Origin of the sequence: Burkholderia sp. AU33545 (assembly GCF_020419685.1) — a bacterium.
Taxonomy (GTDB): Bacteria; Pseudomonadota; Gammaproteobacteria; order Burkholderiales; family Burkholderiaceae; genus Burkholderia; species Burkholderia diffusa.
In genome coordinates this window covers 1,110,510-1,136,532 of the sequence record NZ_JAIZRQ010000001.1, presented here as the reverse complement: position 1 = coordinate 1,136,532, position 26,023 = coordinate 1,110,510, and the positions used below count along the sequence as shown (strand labels likewise).

The 26,023-nt window shown below is 68.4% G+C and carries 21 protein-coding genes and 1 pseudogene; 5 read left to right on the top strand and 17 right to left on the bottom strand.

All coding sequences use genetic code 11. The annotated features are described in order from the left end of the window. Positions 1-47: 47 nt before the first annotated feature. Entirely contained in the window at positions 48-1,793 is a 1,746-nt protein-coding gene (locus tag LGM71_RS05260; protein WP_226114165.1) for a cyclic peptide export ABC transporter, read from the top strand. Positions 1,794-2,006: 213 nt separating this feature from the next. Here the strand turns inward: LGM71_RS05260 and LGM71_RS05255 are convergent, their stop codons facing one another. From LGM71_RS05255 to LGM71_RS05225, 7 genes are all read right to left on the bottom strand, one after another. Beyond that, entirely contained in the window at positions 2,007-2,855 is an 849-nt protein-coding gene (locus LGM71_RS05255; protein ID WP_413226851.1) for an ABC transporter substrate-binding protein, read from the bottom strand. A gap of 191 nt (positions 2,856-3,046) precedes the next feature. Next, positions 3,047-3,847, bottom strand: a complete 801-nt coding sequence (fhuF, locus tag LGM71_RS05250) for a siderophore-iron reductase FhuF (protein ID WP_226114163.1) — start codon at positions 3,845-3,847, stop codon at positions 3,047-3,049. Next, positions 3,844-5,937, bottom strand: a complete 2,094-nt coding sequence (gene fhuB, locus LGM71_RS05245) for a Fe(3+)-hydroxamate ABC transporter permease FhuB (RefSeq protein ID WP_226114162.1) — start codon at positions 5,935-5,937, stop codon at positions 3,844-3,846. Before fhuB ends, fhuF begins: the two co-directional genes overlap by 4 nt. Next, positions 5,934-6,785, bottom strand: a complete 852-nt coding sequence (locus LGM71_RS05240) for an ABC transporter ATP-binding protein (RefSeq protein ID WP_124902466.1) — start codon at positions 6,783-6,785, stop codon at positions 5,934-5,936. The genes fhuB and LGM71_RS05240 overlap by 4 nt, the downstream gene beginning before the upstream one ends. Next, positions 6,775-7,794 carry a TauD/TfdA family dioxygenase gene (locus LGM71_RS05235; RefSeq protein WP_226114161.1) on the bottom strand — a complete coding sequence of 340 codons (1,020 nt, stop codon included), beginning with the start codon at positions 7,792-7,794 and terminating at the stop codon, positions 6,775-6,777. Before LGM71_RS05235 ends, LGM71_RS05240 begins: the two co-directional genes overlap by 11 nt. A 45-nt stretch (positions 7,795-7,839) precedes the next feature. After that, on the bottom strand, positions 7,840-8,082 hold the full coding sequence (locus LGM71_RS05230; protein ID WP_059510746.1) for an MbtH family protein: 243 nt from the start codon (positions 8,080-8,082) through the stop codon (positions 7,840-7,842). A gap of 94 nt (positions 8,083-8,176) precedes the next feature. Further along, positions 8,177-8,845 (bottom strand): RNA polymerase factor sigma-70, encoded by a 669-nt coding sequence (locus LGM71_RS05225; protein ID WP_059606711.1) that lies wholly within the window; start codon positions 8,843-8,845, stop codon positions 8,177-8,179. 191 nt (positions 8,846-9,036) lie between these two features. Here LGM71_RS05225 and LGM71_RS05220 point away from each other — a divergent pair, with 191 nt between their 5' ends. Beyond that, positions 9,037-9,120 (top strand): HHHH-motif protein, encoded by an 84-nt coding sequence (locus LGM71_RS05220; protein WP_413226850.1) that lies wholly within the window; start codon positions 9,037-9,039, stop codon positions 9,118-9,120. A gap of 94 nt (positions 9,121-9,214) precedes the next feature. Here LGM71_RS05220 and LGM71_RS05215 read toward each other — a convergent pair whose 3' ends face one another. The 4 genes from LGM71_RS05215 to LGM71_RS05200 form a co-directional block, all read right to left on the bottom strand. Beyond that, a complete protein-coding gene (locus tag LGM71_RS05215) occupies positions 9,215-10,237 on the bottom strand; it encodes a fimbrial protein (protein ID WP_151051726.1) in 1,023 nt (340 codons plus the stop codon). Next, positions 10,234-10,980, bottom strand: a complete 747-nt coding sequence (locus LGM71_RS05210) for a molecular chaperone (RefSeq protein WP_226114160.1) — start codon at positions 10,978-10,980, stop codon at positions 10,234-10,236. The genes LGM71_RS05215 and LGM71_RS05210 overlap by 4 nt, the downstream gene beginning before the upstream one ends. Positions 10,981-10,996: 16 nt before the next feature. Beyond that, on the bottom strand, positions 10,997-13,450 hold the full coding sequence (locus LGM71_RS05205; protein WP_226114250.1) for a fimbria/pilus outer membrane usher protein: 2,454 nt from the start codon (positions 13,448-13,450) through the stop codon (positions 10,997-10,999). Between the two features lie 122 nt (positions 13,451-13,572). Next, complete coding sequence (locus LGM71_RS05200) at positions 13,573-14,085, bottom strand: fimbrial protein (protein WP_226114159.1); 513 nt, start codon at positions 14,083-14,085, stop codon at positions 13,573-13,575. A 270-nt stretch (positions 14,086-14,355) separates the two neighbouring features. Between LGM71_RS05200 and LGM71_RS05195 the strand changes: the two genes are divergently transcribed. Next, entirely contained in the window at positions 14,356-14,598 is a 243-nt protein-coding gene (locus LGM71_RS05195) for a hypothetical protein (RefSeq protein WP_226114158.1), read from the top strand. 320 nt (positions 14,599-14,918) lie between these two features. Here the strand turns inward: LGM71_RS05195 and LGM71_RS05190 are convergent, their stop codons facing one another. From LGM71_RS05190 to LGM71_RS05180, 3 genes are read right to left on the bottom strand one after another with little or no spacing between them, the layout of a single operon-like run. Further along, on the bottom strand, positions 14,919-16,385 hold the full coding sequence (locus LGM71_RS05190) for an efflux transporter outer membrane subunit (RefSeq protein WP_226114157.1): 1,467 nt from the start codon (positions 16,383-16,385) through the stop codon (positions 14,919-14,921). Then, positions 16,385-19,519, bottom strand: coding sequence for a multidrug efflux RND transporter permease subunit (locus tag LGM71_RS05185; RefSeq protein WP_226114156.1), 3,135 nt, complete (start codon positions 19,517-19,519; stop codon positions 16,385-16,387). The genes LGM71_RS05190 and LGM71_RS05185 overlap by 1 nt, the downstream gene beginning before the upstream one ends. Positions 19,520-19,538: 19 nt before the next feature. Continuing rightward, positions 19,539-20,726: a MexX/AxyX family multidrug efflux RND transporter periplasmic adaptor subunit gene (locus LGM71_RS05180; RefSeq protein WP_226114155.1), complete on the bottom strand. Its 1,188-nt coding sequence runs from the start codon at positions 20,724-20,726 to the stop codon at positions 19,539-19,541. Positions 20,727-20,876: 150 nt separating this feature from the next. Between LGM71_RS05180 and LGM71_RS05175 the strand changes: the two are divergent. Both LGM71_RS05175 and LGM71_RS05170 read left to right on the top strand, forming a co-directional pair. After that, positions 20,877-21,524 (top strand): annotated as a pseudogene (locus LGM71_RS05175) (TetR family transcriptional regulator). 330 nt (positions 21,525-21,854) lie between these two features. Then, positions 21,855-23,132: a M23 family metallopeptidase gene (locus LGM71_RS05170; RefSeq protein WP_226114154.1), complete on the top strand. Its 1,278-nt coding sequence runs from the start codon at positions 21,855-21,857 to the stop codon at positions 23,130-23,132. A 138-nt stretch (positions 23,133-23,270) separates the two neighbouring features. Here LGM71_RS05170 and LGM71_RS05165 read toward each other — a convergent pair whose 3' ends face one another. From LGM71_RS05165 to LGM71_RS05155, 3 genes are all read right to left on the bottom strand, one after another. Next, positions 23,271-23,924, bottom strand: coding sequence for an amino acid ABC transporter permease (locus LGM71_RS05165; protein WP_226114153.1), 654 nt, complete (start codon positions 23,922-23,924; stop codon positions 23,271-23,273). Between the two features lie 2 nt (positions 23,925-23,926). Next, on the bottom strand, positions 23,927-24,649 hold the full coding sequence (locus tag LGM71_RS05160) for an amino acid ABC transporter permease (RefSeq protein ID WP_226114152.1): 723 nt from the start codon (positions 24,647-24,649) through the stop codon (positions 23,927-23,929). Between the two features lie 106 nt (positions 24,650-24,755). Continuing rightward, the gene (locus tag LGM71_RS05155) at positions 24,756-25,571 is read right to left on the bottom strand and encodes an ABC transporter substrate-binding protein (RefSeq protein ID WP_059606940.1); all 816 of its coding nucleotides are present in this window, start codon (positions 25,569-25,571) and stop codon (positions 24,756-24,758) included. Between the last annotated feature and the right edge of the window lie 452 nt (positions 25,572-26,023).

Genomic DNA, 26,023 nt, shown 5'->3' with positions numbered 1-26,023 from the left:
CGCCGTTTCCGCAGGATTTGCCTGCCCTTCATTTACCGATGTTGCCGATGACCGCCGCCCACGAGCCTTCTTCCCCGCCGTCCCTCGACGCCTCCCCCGGCCGCCCCGCGGCCCGCCTGATCCTCGCGCTGCTGCGCGAAAGCCGCGCGTCGCTCGCGCTGGCGCTCGTCGCATGCGTGCTCAATGGCGTCGCGAGCGTGCTGCTCGTCGCGACGCTGAACCGCGCGCTCGCGACGCCCGGTGCGGCCGACGTGTCGCTCGCGTGGCGCTTCGCGCTGTGCGCGGTGATCGCGCTCGTCACGCGCATCGTGTCGGGCACGCTGTTCGCCCGGCTGTCGCAGGACACGATGGCGCGGCTGCGCGTGCATCTCGCGCGGCGCGTCGGCGCGGCCGAGCTGCGCGACATCGAGCGGATCGGCGCGGCGCCCGTGCAGTCGGTGCTGACCGACGACGCGACCAACGTGTCGATGCTGTTCTTCGCGCTGCCGAACCTGGTGATGCACGGCTCGATCGTGTTCGGTTGCCTCGGCTATCTCGCGTGGCTGTCGTGGCCCGTGTGCCTGCTCGCGCTGACCGCGATCGTCGCGGGCTCGCTCGGCTATCACACCGGCGATCGCCGCGCGATCGCGTCGCTCGAGGCGGCCGGCCACGCGCAGGATCGCCTGTTCGGCCATCTCGGCTCGCTGTTCTCCGGCGCGAAGGAACTGAAGCTGCACGACGCGCGCGCGCGCCAGTTCGTCGACGGCCAGCTCGGCGCGGCGATCGGCGAAGTGCGCGACCACCGCCGCCGCGCGTTCAGCGCGTATGCGGTCGGCGTCGGCTGGATCATCTTCCTGTTCTACGTGTTCCTCGGCGCGGCCGCGTTCTGGCCGCAGCTGGGCGTGCATGCCGATGCAGGTACGGCGGCCGGCTACGTCGTCGTGTTCCTGTTCATGCTGGTGCCGCTCGACGGACTGCTGAACAACCTGCCGACCGTCAATGCGGCGCGCGTGTCGCTCGGGCGCATCGAAGGCGTGATGGCCGAATTCGGTGCGCTGCGCACGGTGCCGCCCGCCAGCGACGCCCCCGACGTACCGCCGGCCGGCGCCGTCACGCTGCGGGGCGTCACGCACGCGTATTTCCACGAGCGTGACGAACGGATGTTCCGGATCGGGCCGATCGACCTGACGATCCGGCCGGGTGAGCTCGTGTTCATCGTCGGCGGCAACGGCAGCGGCAAGACGACGCTCGCGAAGGTGCTGACGGGGCTCTACGAGCCGGAGGAAGGCGCGATCGAGGTCGACGGCCGGACGATCGGCTGGCGCGAGCGTGCTGCGTACCGGCAGCGCTTCAGCGCGGTGTTCAACGATTTCCATCTGTTCGATGCGCTGCTCGGCATCGTCGATCCCGACGATCCGGCGCGCGCACAGGCCGATGCGCGCGCGAACGCGCTGGTCGCGAAGCTCGCGCTCGATCACAAGGTGAAGGTCGTCGACGGCGCGTTCTCGAACCGCGCGCTGTCGACCGGGCAGCGCAAGCGGCTCGCGCTCGTCGTCGCGTATCTGGAGGACCGGCCGTTCTACCTGTTCGACGAATGGGCGGCCGACCAGGATCCGTCGTTCAAGGCGGTGTTCTACGAGCAACTGCTGCCCGAGCTGCGCGCGCGCGGCAAGGCCGTGATCGTGATCACGCACGACGACCGCTATTTCGATCTCGCCGATCGGCTGCTGAAGCTCGACAACGGGCAGATCGTCAGCGACACGACGCCCGCGCGGTCACGCGCACGGGACGGTGCCGATGCGCTGAGCGCGTAGGCACGCGTGAACACCGGCCGCCTGCGCGCGGCGATTGCGGCGCGCAGGCAGTCGGTATTCGGCTCGGCGGAGCGCAACGGACCGGAAAAGTCGAAAGGAAATATCGTTCGTCATGCTGACGTATAGATGACGCCATCGCGACGCCGCGACACGCGAACAACTACGCGACGCTCGGCCACGCGCTTCCCCTGCCCGCGACGACGATTCGCTCGCTCAGCGCACGGCCGGCAGCTTCAGCATCGTATCGGTCATCACGTCGGCCAGCTTCAGCGCCGACATCGGCCCGCCGAACCCCCAGATGTTCCGTTCGACGAGCGCGATCCTGCGTTCGCGCAGCGCGGGCACGAAACGCCACACCGGCGAGTCGAGTTTCGACGACAGCGGCACGTCCATCCCCGTCGCGGTGACGAACAGCACGGCGAGATCGCGTTGCCGGAGCAGGTCGGCGGATGTCACGTAAAGCGTGCCTTCGCGCGTCGGCTTCTTCGGCCACGGGTCGAGCCCGAGCGCGCGCGCGAGGCCCGCCGACGTGCTGTTGCCGGTATATGCCCAGTAGCGGTCGGGCAGCCCGAGATCCTGCAGCAGTGCGATGCGATCGCCGCTGCGGCCCGCGGCCTTGAGCCGCGATGCATTGCGCGCGATCCCCGCGTCGAGTTGTGCTTCGACCGCCTTCGCGCGCGCGTCGCGTCCGGTCACGGTACCAATCGTCCGGAAGATCCGGCGCATCCAGTCGAGCTGCGTGACGAGCACGCCGCCTTCCGACACGTTCGGGCTGAACTGGAACAGGATCGTCGGCGCGATCCGGTCGAGCGCGGCGAAGATCGGCGCATGCCGGAAGCCGACGCCGAGGATGAGGTCGGGCTTCACGGCGGCGATCGCCTCGAGCCCCGGCTCCTGGCGCGAGCCGATGTCGGTCACACGGGCGAGCCGGTCGCTCTCGTAGCCGAGCCAGCCCGGATAGAACGCGGTATCGGCCATGCCGACCGGCACGATGTCGAGCGCGATCACGCTTTCCGCGAACATGAAGTCGAGCGCGACCACACGTTGCGGCTGCACCGGCATCGTCGCGCTCGCCTGCGATACGACGGGGTTGCCGGCGAGCGAGCGGCCCGATTGCGAAGGCGTGCTGCCCTGCCCGTCGCGCGCGTCGTTCGCGACCGCGGCGGCCGGCGCCGCATGCGCGCCGCAGCAAGCAGCGCCGAACGCGGCCAGTGCGGCAAGCGCATGGCGGCGGCCGGCATGCGGTGCCGGAGTCACCGGATCGCATCCTGCTCGGCCAGCGCCGCGTCGTCCATCGTCAACAGCAGGGGGCAGCTTCCACACAGTTGCGTTTCTCCAGGAATTTCATAGCGCAGGCAGCACACGCGGCGCGCGCGAAACGGCGTCGGCAGCAGCGGCGAGCGCGGCACGGCGTCGCGTACCGGCAGGCGCAGCGGATTCGGCTCACCTTCGACGCAGGCCGCGCCGAACAGCCAGTCGGCATCGCGAGCGGGATCGGCCGCGCACGGCAGCGAACGGTACGTGTCGAGCAGATAGTCGAGCAGGTTGCCCGCGTTGCTCCACAGCACGCGCGGCGTGACGCGGCCCATCGCCGCGAGCAGGCCGATCACCGCGCCGAGATGGGCGACGAGCCCCGCATAGCGCGGCGCGGGCGCGATGCACGGCGCGCCGAGCGCGTCCGGCGCGAAATACAGCGCGGCCGGCATCCCGTCGTCGAGCGCGACGAACGTGCGGTCCGGCGTCATGTCGAGCGGCCGGCCGAGCGTCAGCGCGGCGACGACGCCGGCCGGCGCCGCGCGGCCGAAATAGTATTTGCTCCATTGCGACATCAGCGCGCGCGCATGCAGCGCGGGATCGCCGCCGTAGTGGCGGACCATCGCGTCGAGCAGCGCATCGCGATGATCGGGCAGCGCGGCGACCGGCACGATGATCCGGCCCGGCGCGTGCGCGTCGTCGGGCATCCCGAGCCACACCGCTTCGAGATGCGCGGTGAACGGTTCGGGGGCGAACGCGGAGAAGCGCGTGGCGCGTGCACCGTCGAGCGCCGGTGTCATCGCCCCGCGCGCCGCGCGCGGCGCCCCTCGAGGATCAGCAGCCCGAGCAGATACGGCGCGCCGATCAGCGCGGTCAGCACGCCGGCGGGCACTTCGCGCGGCGCGACGACCGTGCGGGCGGCCAGGTCGGCACACCCGAGGATCAGCGCGCCGCATGCGGCCGCGAGCCACAGCCGCGTGCGGTGCCGGCGCGCGCCGAGCATCGTCGCGACGTGCGGCGCCATCAGTCCGATGAAGCCGACCGGCCCGACCGCCGCGACGGCCGCGCACGCGGCGAGCGTCGCGATCGTCAGCGCGAGCGGCCGCAGCGCGGCGACCGGCAGGCCGAGCGCGGCCGCCTGGTCGTCGCCGAGCGCGAGCATGTCGAGCGGCCGCGCGAGCCAGGCGAACACGGGGACCGCGAGCACGCACCACGGCAGCAGCATCGACACCTCGCCCCAGCCGCGGCCGTAGGTGCCGCCGACGAGCCACACGACGAAGCGCGCGGGCTGCACGCTTTCCTGCGTGATCAGCCATTGCGCGAGCGTGGTCCACAACGCACCGATCACGATGCCGGTCAGCGCGACCGCGAGCGGTGCATAACGGTGCCGGTGATTCAGCGCGAGCGTGATCGCAAGCGACAGCGCACCGCCGCTCAACGCGGCCACGGCGAGCGTCACGTGCCCCATCAGCGGCCACGTCGACAACGCGAACAGCGTGACGAGCCCCGCGCCCTGCGTGACGCCGAGCACTTCGGGGCCGGCGAGCGGGTTGCGCACGACGCTCTGCATCGCGACGCCGCTCACGGCGAGCAGCGCACCCGCGAGGAGCGCGCACAGCAGCCGCGGCAGGCGCAGGTCGATCAGCATTCGCGCGACGGCATCGTGACCCGACAGCGCGGCGGACCAGCGTGCCGGCGACAGCCATTCGGGGCCGGCCGACACGCCGGCGAATACGACGAGCACGCCGGCCGCGACGAACAGCGCGGTGCGCAGCGGCCAGCCGAGCTCCTCGAGCCAGGCGACCACCCGCGTCGACCCGCTGCCGGCCGCGCGTTCGGCATGAGCATGCAGCACGCCCGACCAAGCAGCACCGCGCCGGATCATCGCGAGCATCAGCGGCGTGCCGACGAGCGCGATCGCGACGCCGGTCGACAGCGTCGCGTCGAGACCCGACGCGAGCACCGCACTGTCGGTGACGAGCACGAGCGCGCCACCCGCAAGCGCCGACAGCGGCACCAGCACGCCGAGCCGGGCCGCGCGTGCGCCGCGCACCTGGCGCACCAGGTTCGGCGCGACGAGCCCGACGTACGACAGCGGACCCGCGATGCTGACGGCCACGCTCGTGAACGCGACCGCGACGATCGTCGCCGCGAGCCGCGCCGCGTCGACGCGCACGCCGGCCGTGGCCGCCGCCTCGTCGCCGAGCGCGAGCGGATTCAGCGGCCGGATCACGAACGGCAGCGCGAGCAACGGCACGACGAGCCAGCGCGCGGCAAGCGCGAGCCCGGTCGCGCCGGGTTGATAAAGACTGCCGTTGGTCCACAGCGCCGCGCCCGCGATGTTCTGCTCGAAGAATGCGAGCACGAGCGTCGACAGTGCCGCGAACAGCAGCATGCACACACTACCCGCAAGCACGAGCCGCAGCGGCGTCGCGCGCCAGCCGCCGGCCGCGACGATCGCGCACGCGGCGGCGATCAGCCCGCAGACGAACAGCAGCGGCACCGACGCGACACCGGCGAGCGCCGGCACCAGCATCGCCGCGAGCAGGCCGAGCTGGGCGCCGCCCGTCACGCCGAGCAGGTCGGGCGATGCGAGCGGGTTGCGCGTGAGCGACTGGAACAGCGCGCCCGCGATGCCGAGGCAGCCGCCCGCGACGAGCGCGGCCGCGACACGCGGCAGGTTGAGGTCGAACAGGAACACGCCCGCGAGCGCGGCAGCGTCGCTGCCCGGCATCGCGCTCCACCACGCGCGAAGGTCTGGAGCGATGCGCAGCACCGCCAGCACCGCGATCAGCACGACGAGGCCGAGCGCGAGCGCGCCGGCACGGCCGCCGGATGCCGCGCCCTGCCCGCTCGCCGCGAGCCGCTTGCGCATCGCGAACGTCGTCATACGGCGATATCCCGGTGAACGGCGCGATCGAACCCGTCCGCCGTGCCGGATGCCGGCGGCCCGTATGCCGGCACGCACATCGGCGCGCCCGTCTGCGGATGCGCGAGCTTCAGCATGTCGACGCCGAACGCCGCGCGCAGCCGCGCCGGTTCCAGCATCGCGTCGGGCGAGCCCTGCGCGACAAGGCGACCGGCACGCATCAGCACGATGTCGTCGCTGAACGCGGCTGCCTGGTTCAGGTCATGCAGGACCCACACGATCGTCAGCCCGCGCGCGCGGTTCAGTGCGCGCAGCGCGTCGAGGATGTCGAGCTGATGATGGATGTCGAGATAGGTCGTCGGCTCGTCGAGCAGCACGATCGACGCCTGCTGCGCAAGCGCCATCGCGATCCACGCGCGCTGCCGCTCGCCGCCCGACAGCGCGCCGACGTCACGCCCGGCGTCGCTGGCCAGGCCGCTCGTCTCGAGCGCCTCGTCGATCGCCGCATGGTCGGCGCGCGACAGCCCACGCAGGAAACCGCCATACGCGTAGCGGCCGTACGCGACCAGCTCGCGCACGGTCAGCCCCGACGGAATCTGGTTGAACTGCGCGAGCATCGTGAGCTCGCGCGCGAGCGCGCGACGGCGAAACGACGCGAGCGGCTTGCCGTTCACGTCGATGCGGCCCGCACGCGCGGGCTGCAGGCCCGCGAGCGTGCGCAACAACGTGCTCTTGCCGCAGCCGTTCGGGCCGCACAGCGCGGTCACGCGGCCGGCCGCGATCGACAGGTCCAGCCCGTCGATCACGACATGGTCGCGATAACCCACCGTCAATCCGCGCGCGGCCAGCGCGGCGGTACTACGCGTCATCGGTCCTCCGTTCGGCCGCGCGCGGGACCGTATGACTTTGCGCCATCGCGACGACCACCTTGCGCGGCCCTTCGAACGGGTCGCGTGCGTGCGCGGTCAGCATGTTGTCGAGCATCAGCACGTCGCCCGTGCGCCACGGGAACACGATGCGCTGGCGATCGAGCACGCCGCGGATTTCCGCGAGCGCGTCGGCCTCGAGCGGCGCGCCGTCGCCGTAATACACGTTGCGCGGCACGTTCTCGAGCCCGACCGCGTCGACGAGCGCTTCCTGCATGTCGTCGTCGAGCGCCGACAGGTGAAACAGGTTCGCCTGGTTGAACCACACGCGGTCGCCCGTGCACGGGTGGCGTGCGACAGCCTGGCAGCGTTCGCGCGTGCGCAGCAGCAGTTCGCCGTCGTCGTCCGTGCGCCATGTGCATTCGATGCCGCGCGCCGCGCACATCCGCTCGACCTCGGCCGGCTCGTCGGTGCCGAACGACTGCTGCCACGGCAGGTCGAGCCCCTGGCCGAAGTTGCGCACGTACAGCAGCTCGCGCTGCTCGAAGCGCGCGACCAGCGCCGGATCGAGCGCGCGGTAGACGACGCGGCTGTCCGCGATCGGCGTCGCGCCGCCTTTCGGCGCCGCGAGCGCGCAATGGAACCAGATCCGCAGCGGCCACTCGCGCGTGTACGACTGCTCGTTGTGCAGCGGAATCGCGCGATGCGGCGGGTATTCGGTCGACGTGTAGACGGCGCCTTCGACCTGGCTGCGCGGCGTCGACGCGTATTCATAGCCGATCAGCGGATCGCCGAACGACGCCGCGAACTGCTGGAACGCGTCGATCGACGGCACGTGAAAGCCCGTGAACAGCACACCGCCCGCCCGTTCGAGCGTGTCGGCCGCGATCGCATGCGCGAGCGGCGCGATCTCGTCGATCGACATGCCGCCGGCGCCGCGCGGCGACACGACGGTGGGCAGCCCCGGCTCGATACGCAGGTCGTCGAGCGTCGGCAACGAAAGCAGGGTCATGCAACGTCCTCTTCAGGTGGCGCGCCGCACACGCGGCGCAGCGGGTCACGACGCGCGCGTTGCGCGATCGCCGTCCATCGCGCGGCGCAGGCTCGCGGGGCGCATGTCGGTCCAGACGGTCTCGATGTGCGCGAGGCAGTCGGCTTTCGGGCCGCGCACGCCGACCTCGCGCCACCCGGCCGGCACGGGCCGGAACGTCGGCCAGATCGAATACTGTTCTTCGTCGTTGATGACGACCGTGTAGACGAGGTCGTCGGTGTCGGCGGAAGGCGTCGTGGCTTGCGTCATGATCGAAAAAAGCGGGAGGCGGTTGAAGGAGGCGAAGCGGCGAACTGTCGGATCGGCCGCTCCTGTCTTGAAGACGATTGGCCGGCGCGATTTTTTACCGGCGCCGCGCGCGGCCGCCGAGAAACACCGGGCACGCGTCACCGCGATGGCACGCGTCGAGGCATTCCGCGCAGTGCCGCTCCGCGTCGCGCACCATGAAATGCACGAGTGTCTGCGACACGTTCAACGCGCGCGCCGCGGTCTGCAGCGTCTCCTCGCGCAGCCGCACCATCTCGAACGCCGCGCGGCTGCGCGCCGGCAGGTCGTCGAGCGCGGCCCACACGCGGCGCAGCGTGTCGCGCGTCATCAGCGCGGCCTCGGGCGTCGGTTCCGGCGACGGCACGTCGAAGCCGTCGTCCTCTTCCGTGTGATAGACGTTCTCGAGGCTTTGCCGGCGGCACGCATCGATCGACGCATTGCGCACCATCCGCGTCACGTATGCGATCGGCTGGCGCACCGCGTCCTGGTTCGGGAATTCGACGAGCTTCACGAACACGTCGTGCACGACGTCCTCGGCGCGGCTCGCACAACCGACGAAGCCGCGCGCGACGTTGACGAGCATCGCGCGATGGGCGATCAGCACGTCGAGCAGCGCACCCTGCGCATGCGGCTCGGCGGTACGGCGCGCCCGCGGCGCGGGACGCGACGGCAGGTCCGGATAACTGCCGAGGAACGGGTTCGCCGTTGCCGCTGCCGGTCGTTCGAGCACTTCCGCCATAGCCATCGATCTGCTCCGTCAAATTCCGAGATAGCGCAATTTAACGTAAACGCAAATCATTCTCAATCCGATTACGAGATGACCCTTTCGGTTGTCAGGATTTGTCTGATTAATTGACGGATTCGGTGTTTTGACGAACGGGACAGGCCGAACGACAGGATCTCGACGAAGACGCCTCCGCCACCGTCGCACGGTTCGTGCCGGCCACCGCCGAAGCGCATCCGCGCCGCGTATGCGACTTCGCGCATCGCCATCACAAGGTGTGTCGCCGGGTGCTTTGAGCGGCGCGCCGCGAGCCTGGAAAAAAGCGCCGGCATGCCGGCGCTTGCACGTGAGGTGCGTGCGGTGCGTCGAGCCGCGCTCGCGCGGCTCGCGTCAGTAGATGAACAGCCGGATCGTTGCAGTCGCATCGAACCGCCCGATCTTCGGCGGCCCGAACGACTTCAGCACCGCGTCCATCAATACGCTCTGGTTCATGACGTTGGACGGAAACTGAGCGAGGTTGAACTGTTGGTTGAACGGAATGGCCTTGCCCTGGCTGTCCTCGATCCCGATACCGAAATTGCTGTCCTTCGCCGGCACCAGCAAGCCGTTCTGAACCGGATAGCTCGTTTCGAAATATCCGTCGACGCGTACCGCGACGTTGCATTTCTTGGTCAACGACAACGAGAACCGCTTGCGCGGCACCGCCGGCATGAAGCCGTTGCCCACGGCCTGCACCTGTCCGAAATTGACGATGCCCGGTTCGGGCGTCACGAGCACGTCGACGAAGCACGGCGTCGGCTTGAGGTTGCGCAGGCCGCTCAGGCGGTACTGGAAGCTCGGGTTGTATGCATTCAGCCCGAACTCGCCGTCGAACTGGAATACCGTGTAGATATCGCTCGGTGGCTGGACCCAGTTGCCCTTCTTGCGCACGACGACCTGATAGTCGATGCTGATACGGGTCTGCTCGCAACGTCCGCGATCGAAGTCGTACTTGCTGCACGGCGGTACCGAATAGCCGGTAAACACCCCTCCGCCGCGATTACTCGTCTTGTCGAAATAGTCGATTCCCTTGTAGCGGATGCCGATCTCCAGCCCCCACGCCGCCGGGTTCGTGCGATTCGGGTTCGCGTAGAAATAGATGTTGTCGACGACTTTCAGGCTGCCTGCATCGCCGAGGTCCTTGTAGCAATACCCTGACGTGGTGCGGACCGGCGACACCCAGATCACGTATCCGTCCGGCGCGTCGGTCGGATACGACGCGACACCGCCGATCGGCTCGGTCAGCGAGGTCGCACCGCTGTTCGTCAGGCATCTTAGCGCCCACGCCGGCTGCGCGGCCGCGACCAGCAATCCCAGCACGAGCCAGCGCAGCCACGCCGCCGGCAACCGCCGTTCGCGCATCCCGCCGCTCATTTCTTCACGCTCTTGCAGGCACCGGCCTCACACGCATACTCGACCGCCACCTGGCCGCCGTAATCGTCCACGTGCGTGACGAACAACGTCGACGGCGTCGCGACCTTGAACGGCACGTCGGCCGTGCTCATCGGGCTCACCATCACCGGGTCCAGCGGCACATGCGTCTTCTGCGCACCTGAAGCCACGTCGACGATCGTGATGTGATACGGCGTCGGATTGTCGAACACGAGCTTGTGCGCCCCCGCGTCGACGCGCAGCGTCATCGGCAGCGTCCAGTCCTCGTCACGCGCGGGCTGCACGCCCTTCGGCCGGTAGAACAGCTTCATCTGCGTATGCAGCGCGATCTGCAGCGTGTTCGGCGTATCGGTCTTCGGCGGCACTTCGCGGATGTTCAGGTAGAACACCGATTCACGATCGGCCGGCAGTTCGGTGCCCGGCAGCTTCGCGATGCGCAGCACGTTGCGCTCGTTCGCCTCGACCCGCTGCAGCGGCGGCACGACCATCAGCGGCGACGTGATCTTGTTGCCTCGCGTGTCCTCGAGCCACGACTGCACGAGATACGGATACGTCGTGCTCTTGTTCGTGATGGTGACGATCGCGGCCGGTTCGCCTTCGTTGAAGATCACGCGCGTGCGGTCCGGCACGATCGCCGCATGCGCGACGCCGGCGAGCAGCGCGCTGGCCACGGCCAGCATGCACGATGCGCGGCGCGGGAAGAAAAGAGAGAAAGCGTGGTTCATCGCTGGATCCGTCAAATCATCGTTCGGTCCGTGCGGCCGTTGCATGCGGCTCGCCGGGCGTCTGGCACGTCACCGGAATCGGCGTGCCTTCGAGTTGAAGCTGGTTCGGCAGTGCATTCACCGCGCACAGCGTGCGTTCGCCCGCACGCACCACGAGCGCGGATTTCGGCTGCACCTGGGTCAGGAACGCGGCGCCGGCTTCGCCGACGATACCGAGCTCCTTGCCGCTCGCCGCGTCCTGCACGGATGCGCCGAACGGCACCGGCTTGCCGGCCGCATCAGTCAGCGTCAGGTACAGGTTGCTGCCGCGTGCGGTGGAGAACTTCACGAAGCCGATCGCGCCGTCGGTCAGCACCATGCGCTGGATCGGGTTCGACACCTGCACCTCGAGCGGCAGTTTCTCGACGTTGACGGTCGCGTCGTACACGTTGTACGGGGAGATCCCGTCGAGCACCGCGTAGCCGCGCGAGTCGGTATGCGTGAGCGTGCCGGACAGCGGCACGTCGGGCACGCCGTCGGTCGATACCAGCAGGCGCGTATCGCCCGCGTTGCCGTTCGCATGCGCGGATACGCCGTACTGCGTCGCGACGAGCGAGCCGTCGACTTCGAGCGACGCGGCCGCGTACGCGTTGGCGAGCGTCGACGCCTGCGCGCTCAGCTGGTAGGTCGACGTGCGCTGGCGGAAGCTCGCGTTCGCCGACGCGCGGCCGTCGGTCGCGCCCGCATTGATCTGGTAGGTGCGGCCGTCCGGATCGTCGTAGATGTAGCCCGCGTTCACGCTCGTGCTGCCGCTGCCCGTCGTCAGGTTCGACGTGACGGTGTGGCGGCCGCCGATCGGCAGCGTCGCGGTCACCGAGAACTGGTTGCCGCTCGCGCCCGCACTCTGCGTGCGGAACGCCGACACGCTGACGTTCAGGTTGCGCAGTGCGCCGACCGAGAACGCGCGCGTCAGCGTGAGACCCACGCGCTGCTCGGACGAGCGCGCCCAGTAGGTCGTCTGGTCGTACGAGAAATAGGTCGACGTGTCGCCGAAGCGCTTCGACATCGTCGCCGAGTAGCGCTGCTTGCTGTTGGCGAGGCCGTACGCGGTCGGGTCGCCCGAGAACTGCGCGAAGTTGGTGTACTCGCGCTCGGAGAAGCGATAGCCGAAGAAGCGCACGTCCGCATCGAGCCCGTCGAAGTGCTTCGAATAGTTGATACGGTACGAGTTGCCGTTGCGCGTCGCGCCGTTCCACCACAGCCGCGCGCGTGCGTGCGTGACGTCGGCCGACACCGCGCCGAACGTGCCGAAATCGCGGCCGACGCCGAACGCGATCGACGTATAGCCCGATGCGGCGATGAAGCCGCCGTACAGCGTGATGTCGAACGGCAACCCGTAGGCGGCTTCGCCGAACCCGAAGAACGGCGTGATGCCGGCGCCGCCGAACTGCCGCGGCTTGCCGACGGCGGCCTTGTAGCGCAGTTGTCCGGTGCGCGCGAGGAACGGCACGGCGGCCGTCGTCACCTGGAAGCGCTGCACGCTGCCGTCTTCCTCGTCGACCGTGACGTCGAGCGTGCCCTGCACGCTCGTATTGATGTTCTGCAGCGCGAACGCGCCGGGCGACACGCGCGTCACATACAGCACGCGGCCCGCCTGCGACACGGTGACGGTCGCGTTGGTGCGCGCGACGCCCGAGATCAGCGGCGCATAGCCGCGCAGCGAAGGCGGCAGCATCCGGTCGTCGCTGCGGATCGACGCGCCGGTCAGCGCGAACGTGTCGAAAATGTCCGAGCTCAGGTAGTCGTCACCGAACGTCACCGTCGACTGGATCGACGGTAGCGCGCGAAACGCGTAAAGCCGGCTGAAGCGGAACGTGCGGTCCGCATACGCCGTGTTGCCCACGTTCGACTGCACCTGGTAGTCGCCGCGAAAGCGCCACGCGTCCCAGTTCGCGCCGATCGTTCCGTAGGCCTGGACCGAATTCGTCTGTCCGCCGCCCGAACCGAAGTTGCGGTTCGTGTTCGCGATCACGCGATAGTCGAGCATCGCGCCCGGAATCCCGTCGGACCAGCTCGACGGCGGCAGGTACGTCGAATCGGTGAATTCGAGCGCGGCCTGCGGAATCGTGATCTTCAGCCGTCCGTCGCTCTTCAGGTAGCGCACGGTCGCGCCCTCGATCGCGCCGAGATCGACGCAACGTCCGCCCTGAAAGCGCGGCAGGTCCTTCGCGAGCGATGGTTTCAGCCCGAACCGCGCGACGAGTTCCGGCGGCAGGCACGGCTTGCCCGCGCCGGATGCGTCGAGCGCGATGAACTGGATCGCCTGCAGCCCGTAGAACAGGTCGTTGACCTGCACGTCGAGCATGTATTCGCCGGGCAGCGTGAAGTCGGGCTGCGAGAACTGCGACAGGTCGACGTTGTTCGTGCCGTCGATGTCGAGGAACGACGAATTGAATTCCGTCGCATGGCTCTGGCTGCCGACCACCAGCACGGAGACGCAAAGGAAGGAATGTCTGATTCGCACGCGGCGCTACCGGAAATCCGGGGAAGGTGAGACGTGAAGGAAAGGAAGCCGGAGAAAGGGTGCGGACACCCCTTCCCCGGTACGGCCGCTTACTGGTAGCGGACCGTGAAGTTCGCGACGCCGTCGGCCGTACCCGGCGTCACGCCGGCGGCCGTGGCTTCGTACATTGCCGCGAAGCGTGCGGTGTTGGTGCCGTTTTGCAGCAGGGTCGGCGCCTTCTGTTCGGCGCCGTTGTCGAGGTATTCGCCCGACGCGGCCTGCAGGCGGATGCCGACGTTGGTTGCCGAACCGATCGTGGCGAGCAGCTTCGGCTGGCCCGCGCTCGACGTGCCCGTGAACGTGAAGTACGCGTTCTGCGCGATGCTGGTGTCGCAGTCCGTCAGCTTGATGTCGAACGACACCGCGTCCGACTTGTCGCCGGCTTGCTTGAACTTGTTGGTCGGCACCTTGCCGAGCTGCACGGTCTGGTTGACGGAGTTCGAATCGATGCCGCATGCGCCCGCGACGATCTCGCCCGTGAAGTTGATCGTGCCGGTGCCCGCTGCGAAGGCCGAGGTGGACAGGGCTGCGAGTGCGACCGCGCTCAGGAGGATTTTTTTCATGACGTTTTCCATGAGAATTGCAAAGGGAATGGACGACGTGGCGGATACAAAAGGCAGCGTGTGGTTGGCTCCCGTCCGTCACGAGGCGGCATTATCGAGATAAGAGTGAAAGAATTTTGTAAATCATTGTCAAATCTCAATGACAATCTTTGTTTTACGCATTTTTAAACCCCATTCCTTCCTGCCAATTCTCAATTACGACATTTTCTTCCGCAGTCCTTTTCTATTTTTCGGAACCGACTGAAAATTAAAGACAATTCGTTTTATCGATTGAAATATACCGGCTTCTCTTTGCTGGGCATGGACTTCCCAGATACCGGATGTGAGCCGACAAAATTCGGTCCGATCCCGCCATCGTTGCATGACCACAACGAAACAATTCAACGATTTTCAACCAACAAGAAATTAACGGGCGATATTCAACGACGCGAAACTTTCGCGCAAACGATTGCAATATCTGCACAAACGTTTCACCGCGACACTTCGTCGCCCCTGATTATTCGCAATGCGTGAATTAATCGAATCGTCAACCCGGAATTAAAGCGGCCGCATAAAGCCGTGCGCCGGGACGACATTCGCGACACTGGATGGAGTCGAAACTGGAGGAAGTCCGGCACGATCGGAGGCCGGCGGCGACGCAATCGGTCGCCGGGATGCGAGTCGAGTGAAAGGCGGCCCTTCAACCCGACTGCGTGGGGGAAAAACAGGCGCGACGAAGCGCGCATGCGCGTGTCGTCGATCGCGGCCGGTGACCCGACCGCAGCAACACCGACCGGGGTAGCGGCGACGCATCGCCATGCGCGGCCGCTACCTGCCCGGTCCCGGTCAAGACATCACGCGGCAGCTTCGCCAGCGGTGGCCGGCGCCCACCCGCCGCCCAGCGCGCGATACAGCGCAATCGCATTCGCGAGCCTGCGCTCCTTGAGCCGGATCAGCTCCTGTCCCGACTCGTACGTGCTGCGCTGCGCGTCGAGCAGTTCGAGATACGTCGCGACGCCGCCCGCATAGCGGCGCTCGGCGAGCTTCAGCCGCGCGCCGTCGGCCGCATAGACGTCCTGCTGCGCCGCGAGCTGGCGATCGATCCAGTCGCGCGCGGCGAACGCGTCGGCCACCTCGCGGAATGCGGTCTGCACGGTCTTCTCGTATTCCGCGACCGCGATGTGCTTGCGTGCGTTCGCGACGTCGAGATTCGCGCGATTGCGGCCGCCCGCGAAGATCGGCAGCGTGATGCGCGGCGCGAACGTCCACACGCTCGTGCCGCCCGCGAACAGGCTCGAGAACGCATCGCTGACCGAACCGTAGTCGGTCGTCAGCGCGATGCGCGGGAAGAACGCCGCGCGCGCGGCGCCGATCTGCGCGTTCGCGGCCTTGAGCCGCGACTCGGCCTGCCGGATGTCCGGCCGCCGTTCGAGCAGCGCGCTCGGCGCGCCGGGCGCCACCGGCGCGATCGCGAGCGTGTCGAACGCGGTGCCGTCGGCCGGCACGGTGCGTGCGAAATCGCCGGCGAGCAATTGCAGCGCGCGCACCGACTGCGCGTGTTCGCGCTGCAGCGCGGCCTGCGACGCACGCGCGGACGCGACCAGCATCTCGGCCGAACGCAACTCGATCGCGTCGCTCGTGCCGGCCGCGTAGCGGCGCTGCGTGAGCGCGGCGATGCGCTCGCGCGCGTCGAGCGTGCGCTGCGCCAGCGCCAGTTGCTCGCGCAACGACCGTTCGGAAACATACGCGCCGGCGACTTCGGCAATCACGCCGATGCGCACCGTGCGCTGCGCGTCGGCCGTCGCGAAATACTCGGCGAGCGCCGCATCGGACAGGTTGCGCACGCGACCGAACAGGTCGAGCTCGTACGCGCTGACGCCGACGCCCGCGCGATACAGCCCGCTCACCGCGCTCTCGCGCACGACCGGGTCGTACTGGCGCGTGCGTTCGTAGCCGAGGCTCGCGTCGACCGACGGCATCAGGTCCGCGCGCTGCACGCCGTACAGCGCGCGCGCTTCGTCGAGCCGGCCGGCCGCGATCCGCAGGTCGCGATTGTTGGCGAGCGCGGCATCGATCCACGCCTGCAACGCCGGATCGGTGAAATACGCGCGCCAGTCGTCGAGCAGCGCGGCATCGGCGAATGCAGCCGACTCGACCGCCGGCTGCGTGTCGCCATCGACCGGCGTGTAGCTGGCCGGCACCGGCGCGGCTGGGCGCTCGTAGCGCGGTGCGAGCGAGCATCCGGCGAGCGCGAACGCGAGTGTGGCGGCCAGCGCGACCCGAGCTCGCGGCGGCGCGCATGCCTTCAGGTAAAACGTCATTACGAACCCTCCATCGTCGCCGGCTGCGATCCGCCGCGCCGGCGCGGGCCGACGTCGAACAGGCGACCGACGCTCACGAAAAATAGCGGAACGAGAAACACCGCGAGCACCGTCGCCGTGATCACGCCGCCGAGCACGCCGGTGCCGATCGCCATCTGCGCGCCGGACGCGGCGCCCGATGCGAACGCGAGCGGCAGCACGCCGACGCCGAACGCCAGCGACGTCATCACGATCGGCCGCAGCCGCAGGCGCGCGGCCTCGAGCGCGGCGTCGACGAGCGACATGCGCTGCGCGACCAGGTCCTTCGCGACTTCGACGATCAGGATCGCGTTCTTCGCGGACAAACCGATCGTCGCGATCAGCCCCACCTTGAAATAGATGTCGTTCGGCATCGCGCGCAGCGTGACGCCGAGCACCGCGCCGATCAGGCCGAGCGGCACGACCAGCATCACCGCGAACGGGATCGACCAGCTCTCGTAGAGCGCCGCGAGCGCGAGGAACACGACGAGCACCGACAGCGCGAACAGCATCGGCGCCTGCGCGCCCGACAGCCGCTCCTCGAACGACTGCCCCGACCACGCGTGGCCGATGCCGGCCGGCAGCTTCGCGGCGAGCCGCTCGATCGCGGCCATCGCCTCGCCGCTGCTGTGGCCGGCCGCGGCCGATCCGTTGATCGTGAACGACGGATAGCCGTTGTAGCGCGTGAGCTGCGGCGGCCCGAGCGTCCAGTGCAGCGTCGCGAACGCCGCGAGCGGCACCATCTCGCCGCGCGCGTTGCGCACGCGCAGCTTCTTCACGTCGTCCGGATCGAGCCGGCGCAGCCCGTCGGCCTGCACGATCACGCGGCGCACCTGCGTGCCGTGCATGAAGTCGCCGATGTAGTCGGAGCCGAACATCACCGCGAGCGTCGTGTTGATCTCGTCCATCGACACGCCGAGCGCCGACGCCTTCGCGCGATCGATGTCGAGTTTGAGCTGCGGCGCATCCTGCGTGCCGGCGAACATCAGGTCGGTGAGCGCCGGATCCTTGCCGCCCGCCGCGAGCAGTTGCTCGCGCGCGGCACTGAACGCCGCGTAGTCGAGCCCGCTGCGATTCTGCAGCCGGAAGTCGAAGCCGCTGGTCGAACCGAGATCGGGCAGCGCCGGCGAGTTCATCGCGAACACCGTGGTGTTCGCCGCACCCGCGAAGCGCTCGTTGATGCGCGCGACGATCGCCTGCACGTGATCGCGCCCGGCCTTGCGTTCCTTCCAGTTCTTCAGCGTGACGAAGATCATCCCGCCGTTCGGCCCTTCGCCGTACAGGTTGAAGCCGCCGAGCGCGAACGTGTACGCGGCCGGCTCGTCGTTGCGGATATACGACTCGACCTCGCGCACGCTCTGCATCGTTTCCGCGAGCGGCGTGCCCTGCGGCCGGATCACCATCACCATGAAGTTGCCCTGGTCCTCGTCAGGCAGGAACGCGGTCGGCAGTTGCGTGAGCATCAGCGCGGCCGCCGCGGTCAGCGCGCCGTACACGAAGAGCCAGCGCACCGGCTTCTTCAGCATCGTGCCGACGCGCGTCGCATAGCGCTGCGTCGCACGCGCGACGAAGCGGTTGAACCAGCCGAAGAAGCCGCGCTTCTCGTGATGGTCGCCGGACACCGGCTTGAGCAGCGTCGCGCACAGCGCGGGCGTCAGCGACAGCGCGAGAAACGCCGAGAAGCCGATCGACACCGCGAGCGCGAGCGCGAACTGCCGGTAGATGTTGCCCACCGCGCCGCCGAAGAACGCCATCGGCACGAACACCGACGTCAGCACGACCGTGATGCCGACGATCGCGCCGCTGATCTGCGTCATCGCCTTGACGGTCGCGTCGTAGGGCCCGAGCCCCTCCTCGACCATCAGCCGCTCGACGTTCTCGACGACGACGATCGCATCGTCGACGAGGATGCCGATCGCGAGCACCATCCCGAACATCGTCAGCACGTTGATCGAGAAGCCGGCCGCGTACATCACACCGAACGTGCCCGCGAGCGCGACCGGCACGACCAGCGTCGGGATCAGCGTCGCGCGCAGGTTCTGCATGAACAGGAACATCACGAGGAACACCAGCACGCCGGCCTCGATCAGCGTCGTGACGACCTTGTTCATCGACACGCGCACGAACGACGACGTCTCGTACGGGATCTGGTATTTCACGCCCGGCGGGAAGTACGCGGACAGCGCGTCCATCGTCGCGCGCACGCGCTTCTCCGTTGCCACCGCGTTGGAGCCCGGCGCGAGCTTGATGCCCATCCCGGTCGCGGTCTTGCCGTTCACGTACGACGGATAGTTGTAGTCGTTGCCGCCGAACTCGACGCGCGCGACATCGCGCAGGTAGAGCGCCGAGCCGTCCGGCTGCGTGCGCAGCGCGATCGCGCCGAAGTCGGCCGGCGACTTCAGCGGCGCGTCGGCGAACACCGTCGCGGCGATCGGCGCGGTGTCCGGCACCGCGCCGCGGCCGATGTCGCCGATCGTCACGCGCGCGTTGTGCGCGCGCACGGCCGACGAGATATCCGACGCGGTGAGGCCGTGCCCGGCCATCTTCACCGGGTCGGGCCAGATCCGCATCGCATATTCGGCGCCCCAGAACTGCACGCGGCCGACGCCGTCGACGCGGCGCAGCGCCTGCACGACGTTCGCCGACGCGTATTCGCCGAGCTGCACGTCGGTCATCCGGCCGTCGTCCGACGTCAGCGACACGACGAGCTGGATGTTGTCAGCGGCCTTCTCGACCTGGATGCCGTCGCGCCGCACGGGCTCGGGCAGCCGCGCCTCGACGGTCTTCAGCCGGTTCTGCACCTCGACGGCCGCGAGATCGGCGTTGACGCCCTGCTTGAACGTCAGGTACAGCGACGCGGCGCCGGCGCTGCTCGTCGCGGACGTGTACAGCAGCCCCGGCGCGCCGTTCATCTCGCGCTCGATCAGCGCGGTCACCGATTCCTCGACGACCTGCGCGGACGCGCCCGGGTACGTCGCATAGATGCTGACGACGGGTGGCGCGATGTCCGGGTACTGCGCGACGGGCAGCGCGCGTATCGCGAACGCGCCGCCGAGCATGATGAAGAGTGCGATCACCCACGCGAAGACGGGGCGATCGATGAAGAAACGTGCCATGTTGGTCTCGGTGAACCGGTCAGGTTTGACGGGCGGCCGCCTGTGACGCAGCCTTCGTCGGCGTTGCCTGCTCGACGGGCTTGACGGCGGTATCGGGGGCGAACTGCGCGGCGTTGTCGACGATCACGCGCTCGCCGCCCGCGAGGCCGCGCGTGATGCGCCAGTCGCGTCCGCTCATCCGGTCGGCGACGACCTCGACGTCCTTCACCTTGCCGTTCGCGCCGACCACGCGCACCGACGTGCGGTCGGCCGTGCGCAGCAGCGCATCGCGCGGCACGAGGATCGCGCGCTGGTCGACGGCCGCGTCGAGCGCGATCCGCACGTACGCGCCCGGCAGCAGTTCGCGTTCGGGATTCGGGAACAGCGCGCGCATCTCGACGGTATCGGTAGTCGGGTCGACCGCGAGATCGCTGAACAGCAGCCTGCCCTTCAGCGGATACGCGGTGCCGTCGGCACGCAACAGCGTCACCGTGACGTCGTGCTGCGCGATGCCCGTCGCGCGACCGCTCTTCACCGCACGGCGCAACGCATCGACGTCGGCCGCCGGCTGCGAGAAATTCACGTAGATCGGATCGAGCTGCTCGACGGTCGTGAGCGGCGTCGCCTGGTCCTGGCCGACGAGCGCACCTTCGGTCACGAGCGCGCGCCGCGCGCGGCCCGAAATCGGCGCGGTGACGGTTGCATAGTCGAGCTGCAGTTGCGCGCGGGCGAGTTCGGCCTTCGCGGAAGCGACGCCGGCCTTCGCCTGCGCGTCGTCGGCAACGGCCTCCGTGTGATCGCGCTCGCTGACCGCGTGGTCGCGCACCAGGTCGTCGTAACGGCGGCGCTTGTCGCTCGCCGCGAGCGCGGCGGCCTGCGCCTTCGCGAGCGCACCCTGTGCGGCGTCGCGTGCGGCCTTCAGCGGTGCCGGGTCGATGCGGAACAGCACCGCGCCCTGCTTCACTTCCTGGCCTTCTTCATAAGTCCGCGCGGTGACGATGCCGGCGACCCGCGCGCGCACTTGCGCTTGCCGATACGCGTCGAGCCGGCCGGGCAATTCGACGGTCATCGGCACGGCCGTCGGACGCACCGTGACGACCGTCGCGTGCTGAATGGCCTCCGGCGCCTTGTCCTGTTCGCCCTTTCCGCATCCGGTCACGAGCAGCGTGGCTGCGAGCGCGAACGGCGCCAGCCGAAGGCGGCGCCCCAGGGAGCGTTTGTTGTTCATGTATGACCTCGGATCGTTCGCCGCCGATACAATGCGGCGGCTCAGGGTGGCCGATTATAATCAGTCACGACTGATTAAATACATGTGGTTGCAATCCGACCGCGTCACTGTGTCAATTAAGCGACAGCGAACTGTAAGGAAATTCACGCCATGGCCCGCAAGACCCGGGAAGAATCGCTCGCCATCAAGCACCGGATCCTCGACGCCGCCGAACTCGTCCTGCTCGAGAAAGGCGTCGCGCAAACCGCGATGGCGGACCTCGCCGAGGCCGCCGGGATGTCGCGGGGCGCCGTGTACGGCCACTACCGCAACAAGATGGAAGTGTGTCTCGCGATGTGCGACCGCGCGTTCGCACGCACGTCGGAAGGCTTCGACACGGTCGACAGCCTGCCCGCGTTCGCCACGCTGCGCCGCGCGGCGTCGCACTACCTGCAGCGATGCGGCGAGCCGGGCTCGATGCAGCGCGTGCTCGTGATCCTCTATACGAAGTGCGAACAGAGCGAGGAGAACGGCACGCTGCTGCGGCGCCGCATGCTGCTCGAGCTGCAGATACTGCGCATCACCTAGGCGCTGCTGCGCCGCGCGATCGCGGCCGGCGAACTCGCCGCCGATCTCGACGTGCATCTCGCGGCCGTCTATCTCGTGTCGCTGCTCGAAGGCGTGTTCGCGTCGATGATCTGGACCAACCGGTTGCGCGGCAATGTGTGGAACGACGCGGAAGCGATGCTCGACGCCGGCTTCGACGCGGTCAGGACGTCCAGCGCGCTACGGGTGCCCGCGCAAAAATTGCCTGCTTGAAGAAAAGCCGCGCAATAAATGCTGATTTAACCCGATTTACCGCAGTGCGAAACGAATGAGCTGACCCTCTTTAAAATTTTTAACGTTTCGCGGAACATCGGTAGACTGACGCTGTCATCTTTCTTTAGCGTCTTCGTGGTAATCCGGGTGCGACCCGGAAAGTTCACGCCGCCGTTCGAAGCGGGCCTGCCCGCGAGTTGGGTCGAACGGAAACGACACAGGCCCCTGGCGGGGCCTGTTTTGTTGCACGCCCGTCGCCTGCCCCCGTCGCCACCCGGCGGACATGCCGCCGATGGCTCCCGCCCACACCTCTTTGAACCGCTTTCCTGGATGTGGACACCTTTGGTCAAGCCTGCCGCAACCCCTGATGCTTTCGCGCCCGGCCGCGCGCAGCGCCTCGTGCGCGCGCTCGTGCCGGCCGCCGTCCTCGGCGCCCTCGCCGCCTTCGGTCTCGCCGCCGCGCTGCCGGCCGTCTCGCAACTGCCGGGGGCCGTCGATTCGGGCACGGCCGCGCTGCCGCAGCGCGTGCTGTCCGACACGCCGTTTCCCACCGCGCAGCATTTCGTAACGAGCGAACTCGCGCGCACGATCGGCGAGCGCAACGAACTCAATGAACGCGGCGAGCGCAGCCTGCAGCCGGGCCTGTTCGCGCCGCTCAGCGCGCACCGCAACGACATGCTCGGCTATACGAGCCTGTTCCAGTTCGCGCCGCCCGAACAGCAGCACGGGATGCGCGCGGGCGACATCGAACTCACGCTGTCCGATACGCTGAACCGTCTCGACGTACCGCCCGAGGTGCGCATCCAGCTCGGCGATCTCGTCACCGGCAAGGTCGATATGCGCGCCGGCGCACGGCGCGGCGACTACTACCGCCTCGCGTACGACACCAACAACGGCACGCCGCACCTCACCGCGCTCGAGCTGCGCGTCGCGGGCCGCACGTTCGGCGCGATCTGGTTCCGCGCGCCGGGCGCCGACCACGGCGCGTACTACACGCTCGACGGCGCACCGCTGGAGGCGGCCGCGTTCACGATGCCCGTCAAGTGGACGCGCATCAGCTCCTTCTTCGGCGAACGCATCCACCCGCTGTCGCAGGCGATGGCGTTCCATACTGGCGTCGACCTCGCCGCGCCGTCCGGCACGCCCGTCAATGCGGCGGCCGATGGCGTCGTGTCGTTCGTCGGCACCGATCCGGGCGGCTACGGCCACTACGTGATCGTCGATCACGCGGACGGTTATTCGACCTACTACGCACACCTGTCCGCGTACGCGCGCGGACTGAAGACCGGCGAAACCGTGAAGCAGGGGCAACGCCTCGGCTCGGTCGGGATGACCGGCGCGGCCACCGGCCCGCATCTGCACTTCGAAGTGCGCGTCGCGAACGATCCGGTCGATCCGCTCGTCACGCTCGCGAACGCGCAGACCGGGCTGTCCGACATGCAGCTCACGGCGTTCCGCCAGGAAGCGACGCAATGGCGCTTCCGCCTCGCGTCGATCAGTACGACGCCGTTCGCATTCGCGCAGACCGACGGCCCGCTGTGGGGCGACTTCGCGACCGGTCCGTCGACGCTGCGCGCGGTCTTCGATACGCACTACAGCGCGTCCTGACGCCGACGCACCGACGCACCCCGAACCTCATCACGCCCGTCGCCGCTCGAGCAGCGGCGACGCGGCCCGCAGCGGATCGCCGCAAGCGCCCGATCTTCATCGCCGGCCATGCGCCGCAGGCATCGCACGCGCCCGCCGTCACCGCGCGGGTTCCGTGCGCTCGGCCGCCGCCCGCGCGACGCGCTCCGCACGCGGGCGACGCGACAGCAGCCAGCGCGCCGCGCCGTCGAGCGAGGTGCAAAGCACCAGATAGATCGCCGCGACGAACAGGAAGATCGGCGCCGGATAGACCATCAGCCGGTTGTTCACCTGCGTCGCGACGAACGACAGTTCCGGCACGCCGACGATGTACGCGAGCGACGTGTCCTTCACGAGCGCGACCCACTGGTTGACGAACGACGGCGTCATGATCCGGATCGCCTGCGGCAGCAGCACGTAGCGCACGGTCTGCCAGCGCGTGAGCCCGAGCGACAGCCCCGCCTGCCACTGCCCGTCGCCTGCCGCGACGATGCCCGCATGCACGGCATGCGCGAGATACGCACCGCCGATCAGCGCCAGCGCGCACACGACCGTCGCGAGCCCCGGCACGTCCATGTGCAGCAGCATCGGCATCAGGAAATACGTCCAGAAGATCAGCATCAGCACGGGAATCGCGCGGAAGAAGCCGATGAACGCGAGCAGCAGCACGCGCAGCGGGCCGCGCGCGAGCGCCATCGCGACGCCGAGCGCGCCGTCCGGGAACGCGCCGACGAGCAGGTACGGCAGGTTGTCGAGCAGCAGCGAGAAGTCCATCGTCAGCGCCCCGCCCCGAGCCGGTCGCGCCATTGCGTGGCCGCATATGCGCCGGCCTCGATCGCGGCCACCGCGGCGATGTACAGCACGGTCGCGACACCGAACGCGGCGAAGGTCTTGAACGTCTCGGTCTCGACCTGCCGCGACGCATACGACAGCTCGGCGACGCCGATCGCCATCGCGAGCGACGAGTTCTTCACGAGATTCATGTATTGGCCGAACAACGGCGGCAGCGCGATGCGCACGGCCTGCGGCAGCACGACGTAGCGCAGCGACTGCATTGGCGTGAGGCCGAGCGCCGCAGCCGCATCGTGCTGCGCGCGGCGCACGCCGCGCAGCCCGGCTTCGCATTCCTCGGCGACGAACGCGGCCGTATACGCGCTCAACCCGAACCAGCCCGCGACGAACTCGAACGACGGCCACGCAAGCGTGAACGGGCCCGCGCTCAGTTGATGGCGCGCGTTCAGCCACGCGACCCACGTATCGGGCAGCAACGACGCGACGCCGAAATACCAGAACAACAACTGCACGAGCAGCGGCGTGTTGCGGAACGCGACGACGTAACCGGCCGCCAGCGTACGCGGCACGGTGCCGCGCACATGCCGCATGACGGCGAGCAGCAGCCCGCCGACGGTCGCGGCGAGCGCCGACGCGGCCGCGAGGCCGAGCGTCAGCAGGAAGCCCTGCCAGAGCCAGGACAGATATTTGGGAGCCAACCCGAGCATGCCGTGGTGCGCGCGCGAAGCGCGCGATCGAAAAGAAACGGAAAGCGCCGCGGCCCCTGCGCACCGGCGTGGCCGGCGGCGGAACGCGGCGCACCTGGCGTGGGACTCAGGTCTTGTCGCCGATGCGGAAGATGCGCGTGAGCGGCGTCTTCGTCGTCGGCCCGAACCACGCGTCGTAGATCTGCCCCGCGCGGCCGTTTGCCTCGAGGCCCTTCAGCGTGTCGTTGACGAAGCCGAGCAGGCGTGTCTCGCCCTTCGGCACGCCGACGCCCATGTAGTCGTTCGAGATCGTGAACGCCGGGATCTCGTAGTTCTGCTTGTCGGGCACGTTCGCGAGCAGGCCGATCAGTTTCGGCCCGTCCTGCGTGATCGCCTGCACGTTGCCGGCGCGCAGCGCGGCGAACGCGAACGGCGTGTCGTCGTACGCGACGATCGTCGCTTTCGGGAATTTCTCGCGCAGCGTGATTTCGTTCGTCGTGCCCTTGTCCGCGCCGACGCGCAGGCTGTTCAACTGGTCGGCCGATTTCAGCACGCCCTTCTTCGCGAGAAACTGCTGGCCCGACGAGAAATACGGGATGCTGAAGTCGACCTGCTTCGCGCGCTCGTCGGTGATCGTGAAGTTCGCGAGCACCAGGTCGACCTTGCCGGAAGTCAGGAACGGAATGCGGTTCGCGGGATTGGTCGGCTGCAGTTGCAGCTTCACGCCGAGCTTGTCGGCCAATGCCTTCGCATAGTCGACGTCGAGGCCGACGATGTGATTGCTCTTGCCGTCGACATAGCCGAACGGCGGATTGCTGTCGAAGGTCGCGACGCGCAGCACGCCGGCCTTCCTGATGTCGTCGAGGCGGTCCGCGTGCGCGACCGTGCCGGCCGTGACGAGTGCGGCCCCGACGAGCCACGTAGCGAGAGTGTGGATTTTCATGAGCACGACCTGATTTGTTTTGAAGGCCGCCGCGGATCGCGCGGCGGCCGGTTCGAGGAACATCGCGACGCTGTGTGTCGTCGCGAAGCCGCTAACGTATCAGCGCGTGCGGCGATTCCGAACCAACAAATGGTGCTTTGCTCTGCGGCTTTCGTGATGAGTCTTGCAGACGGCGGGCACCGCGGAACGCTTCGAAAAAAAAGACGCCCGCTGCACGCAGCGGGCGCGAATCCCAGTCAAGGAGGTGTCACACGAACTACGGGTTCAGAATAAAAGCACCGCCCGCGGCGAACAACGAAGCGATTCCGATATCGATATCGCGCGTCCCGCGATGAGCTTGCACGCGTCCATGCGAAGCCGTCGCGCATGAAAAAACGGCGCGCCGCCTGTGAGGCGGAGCGCCGTCCCGTTGCACGTTGCCGGTCGATGCGGGCAGCCTCGCGAGGCTGCCC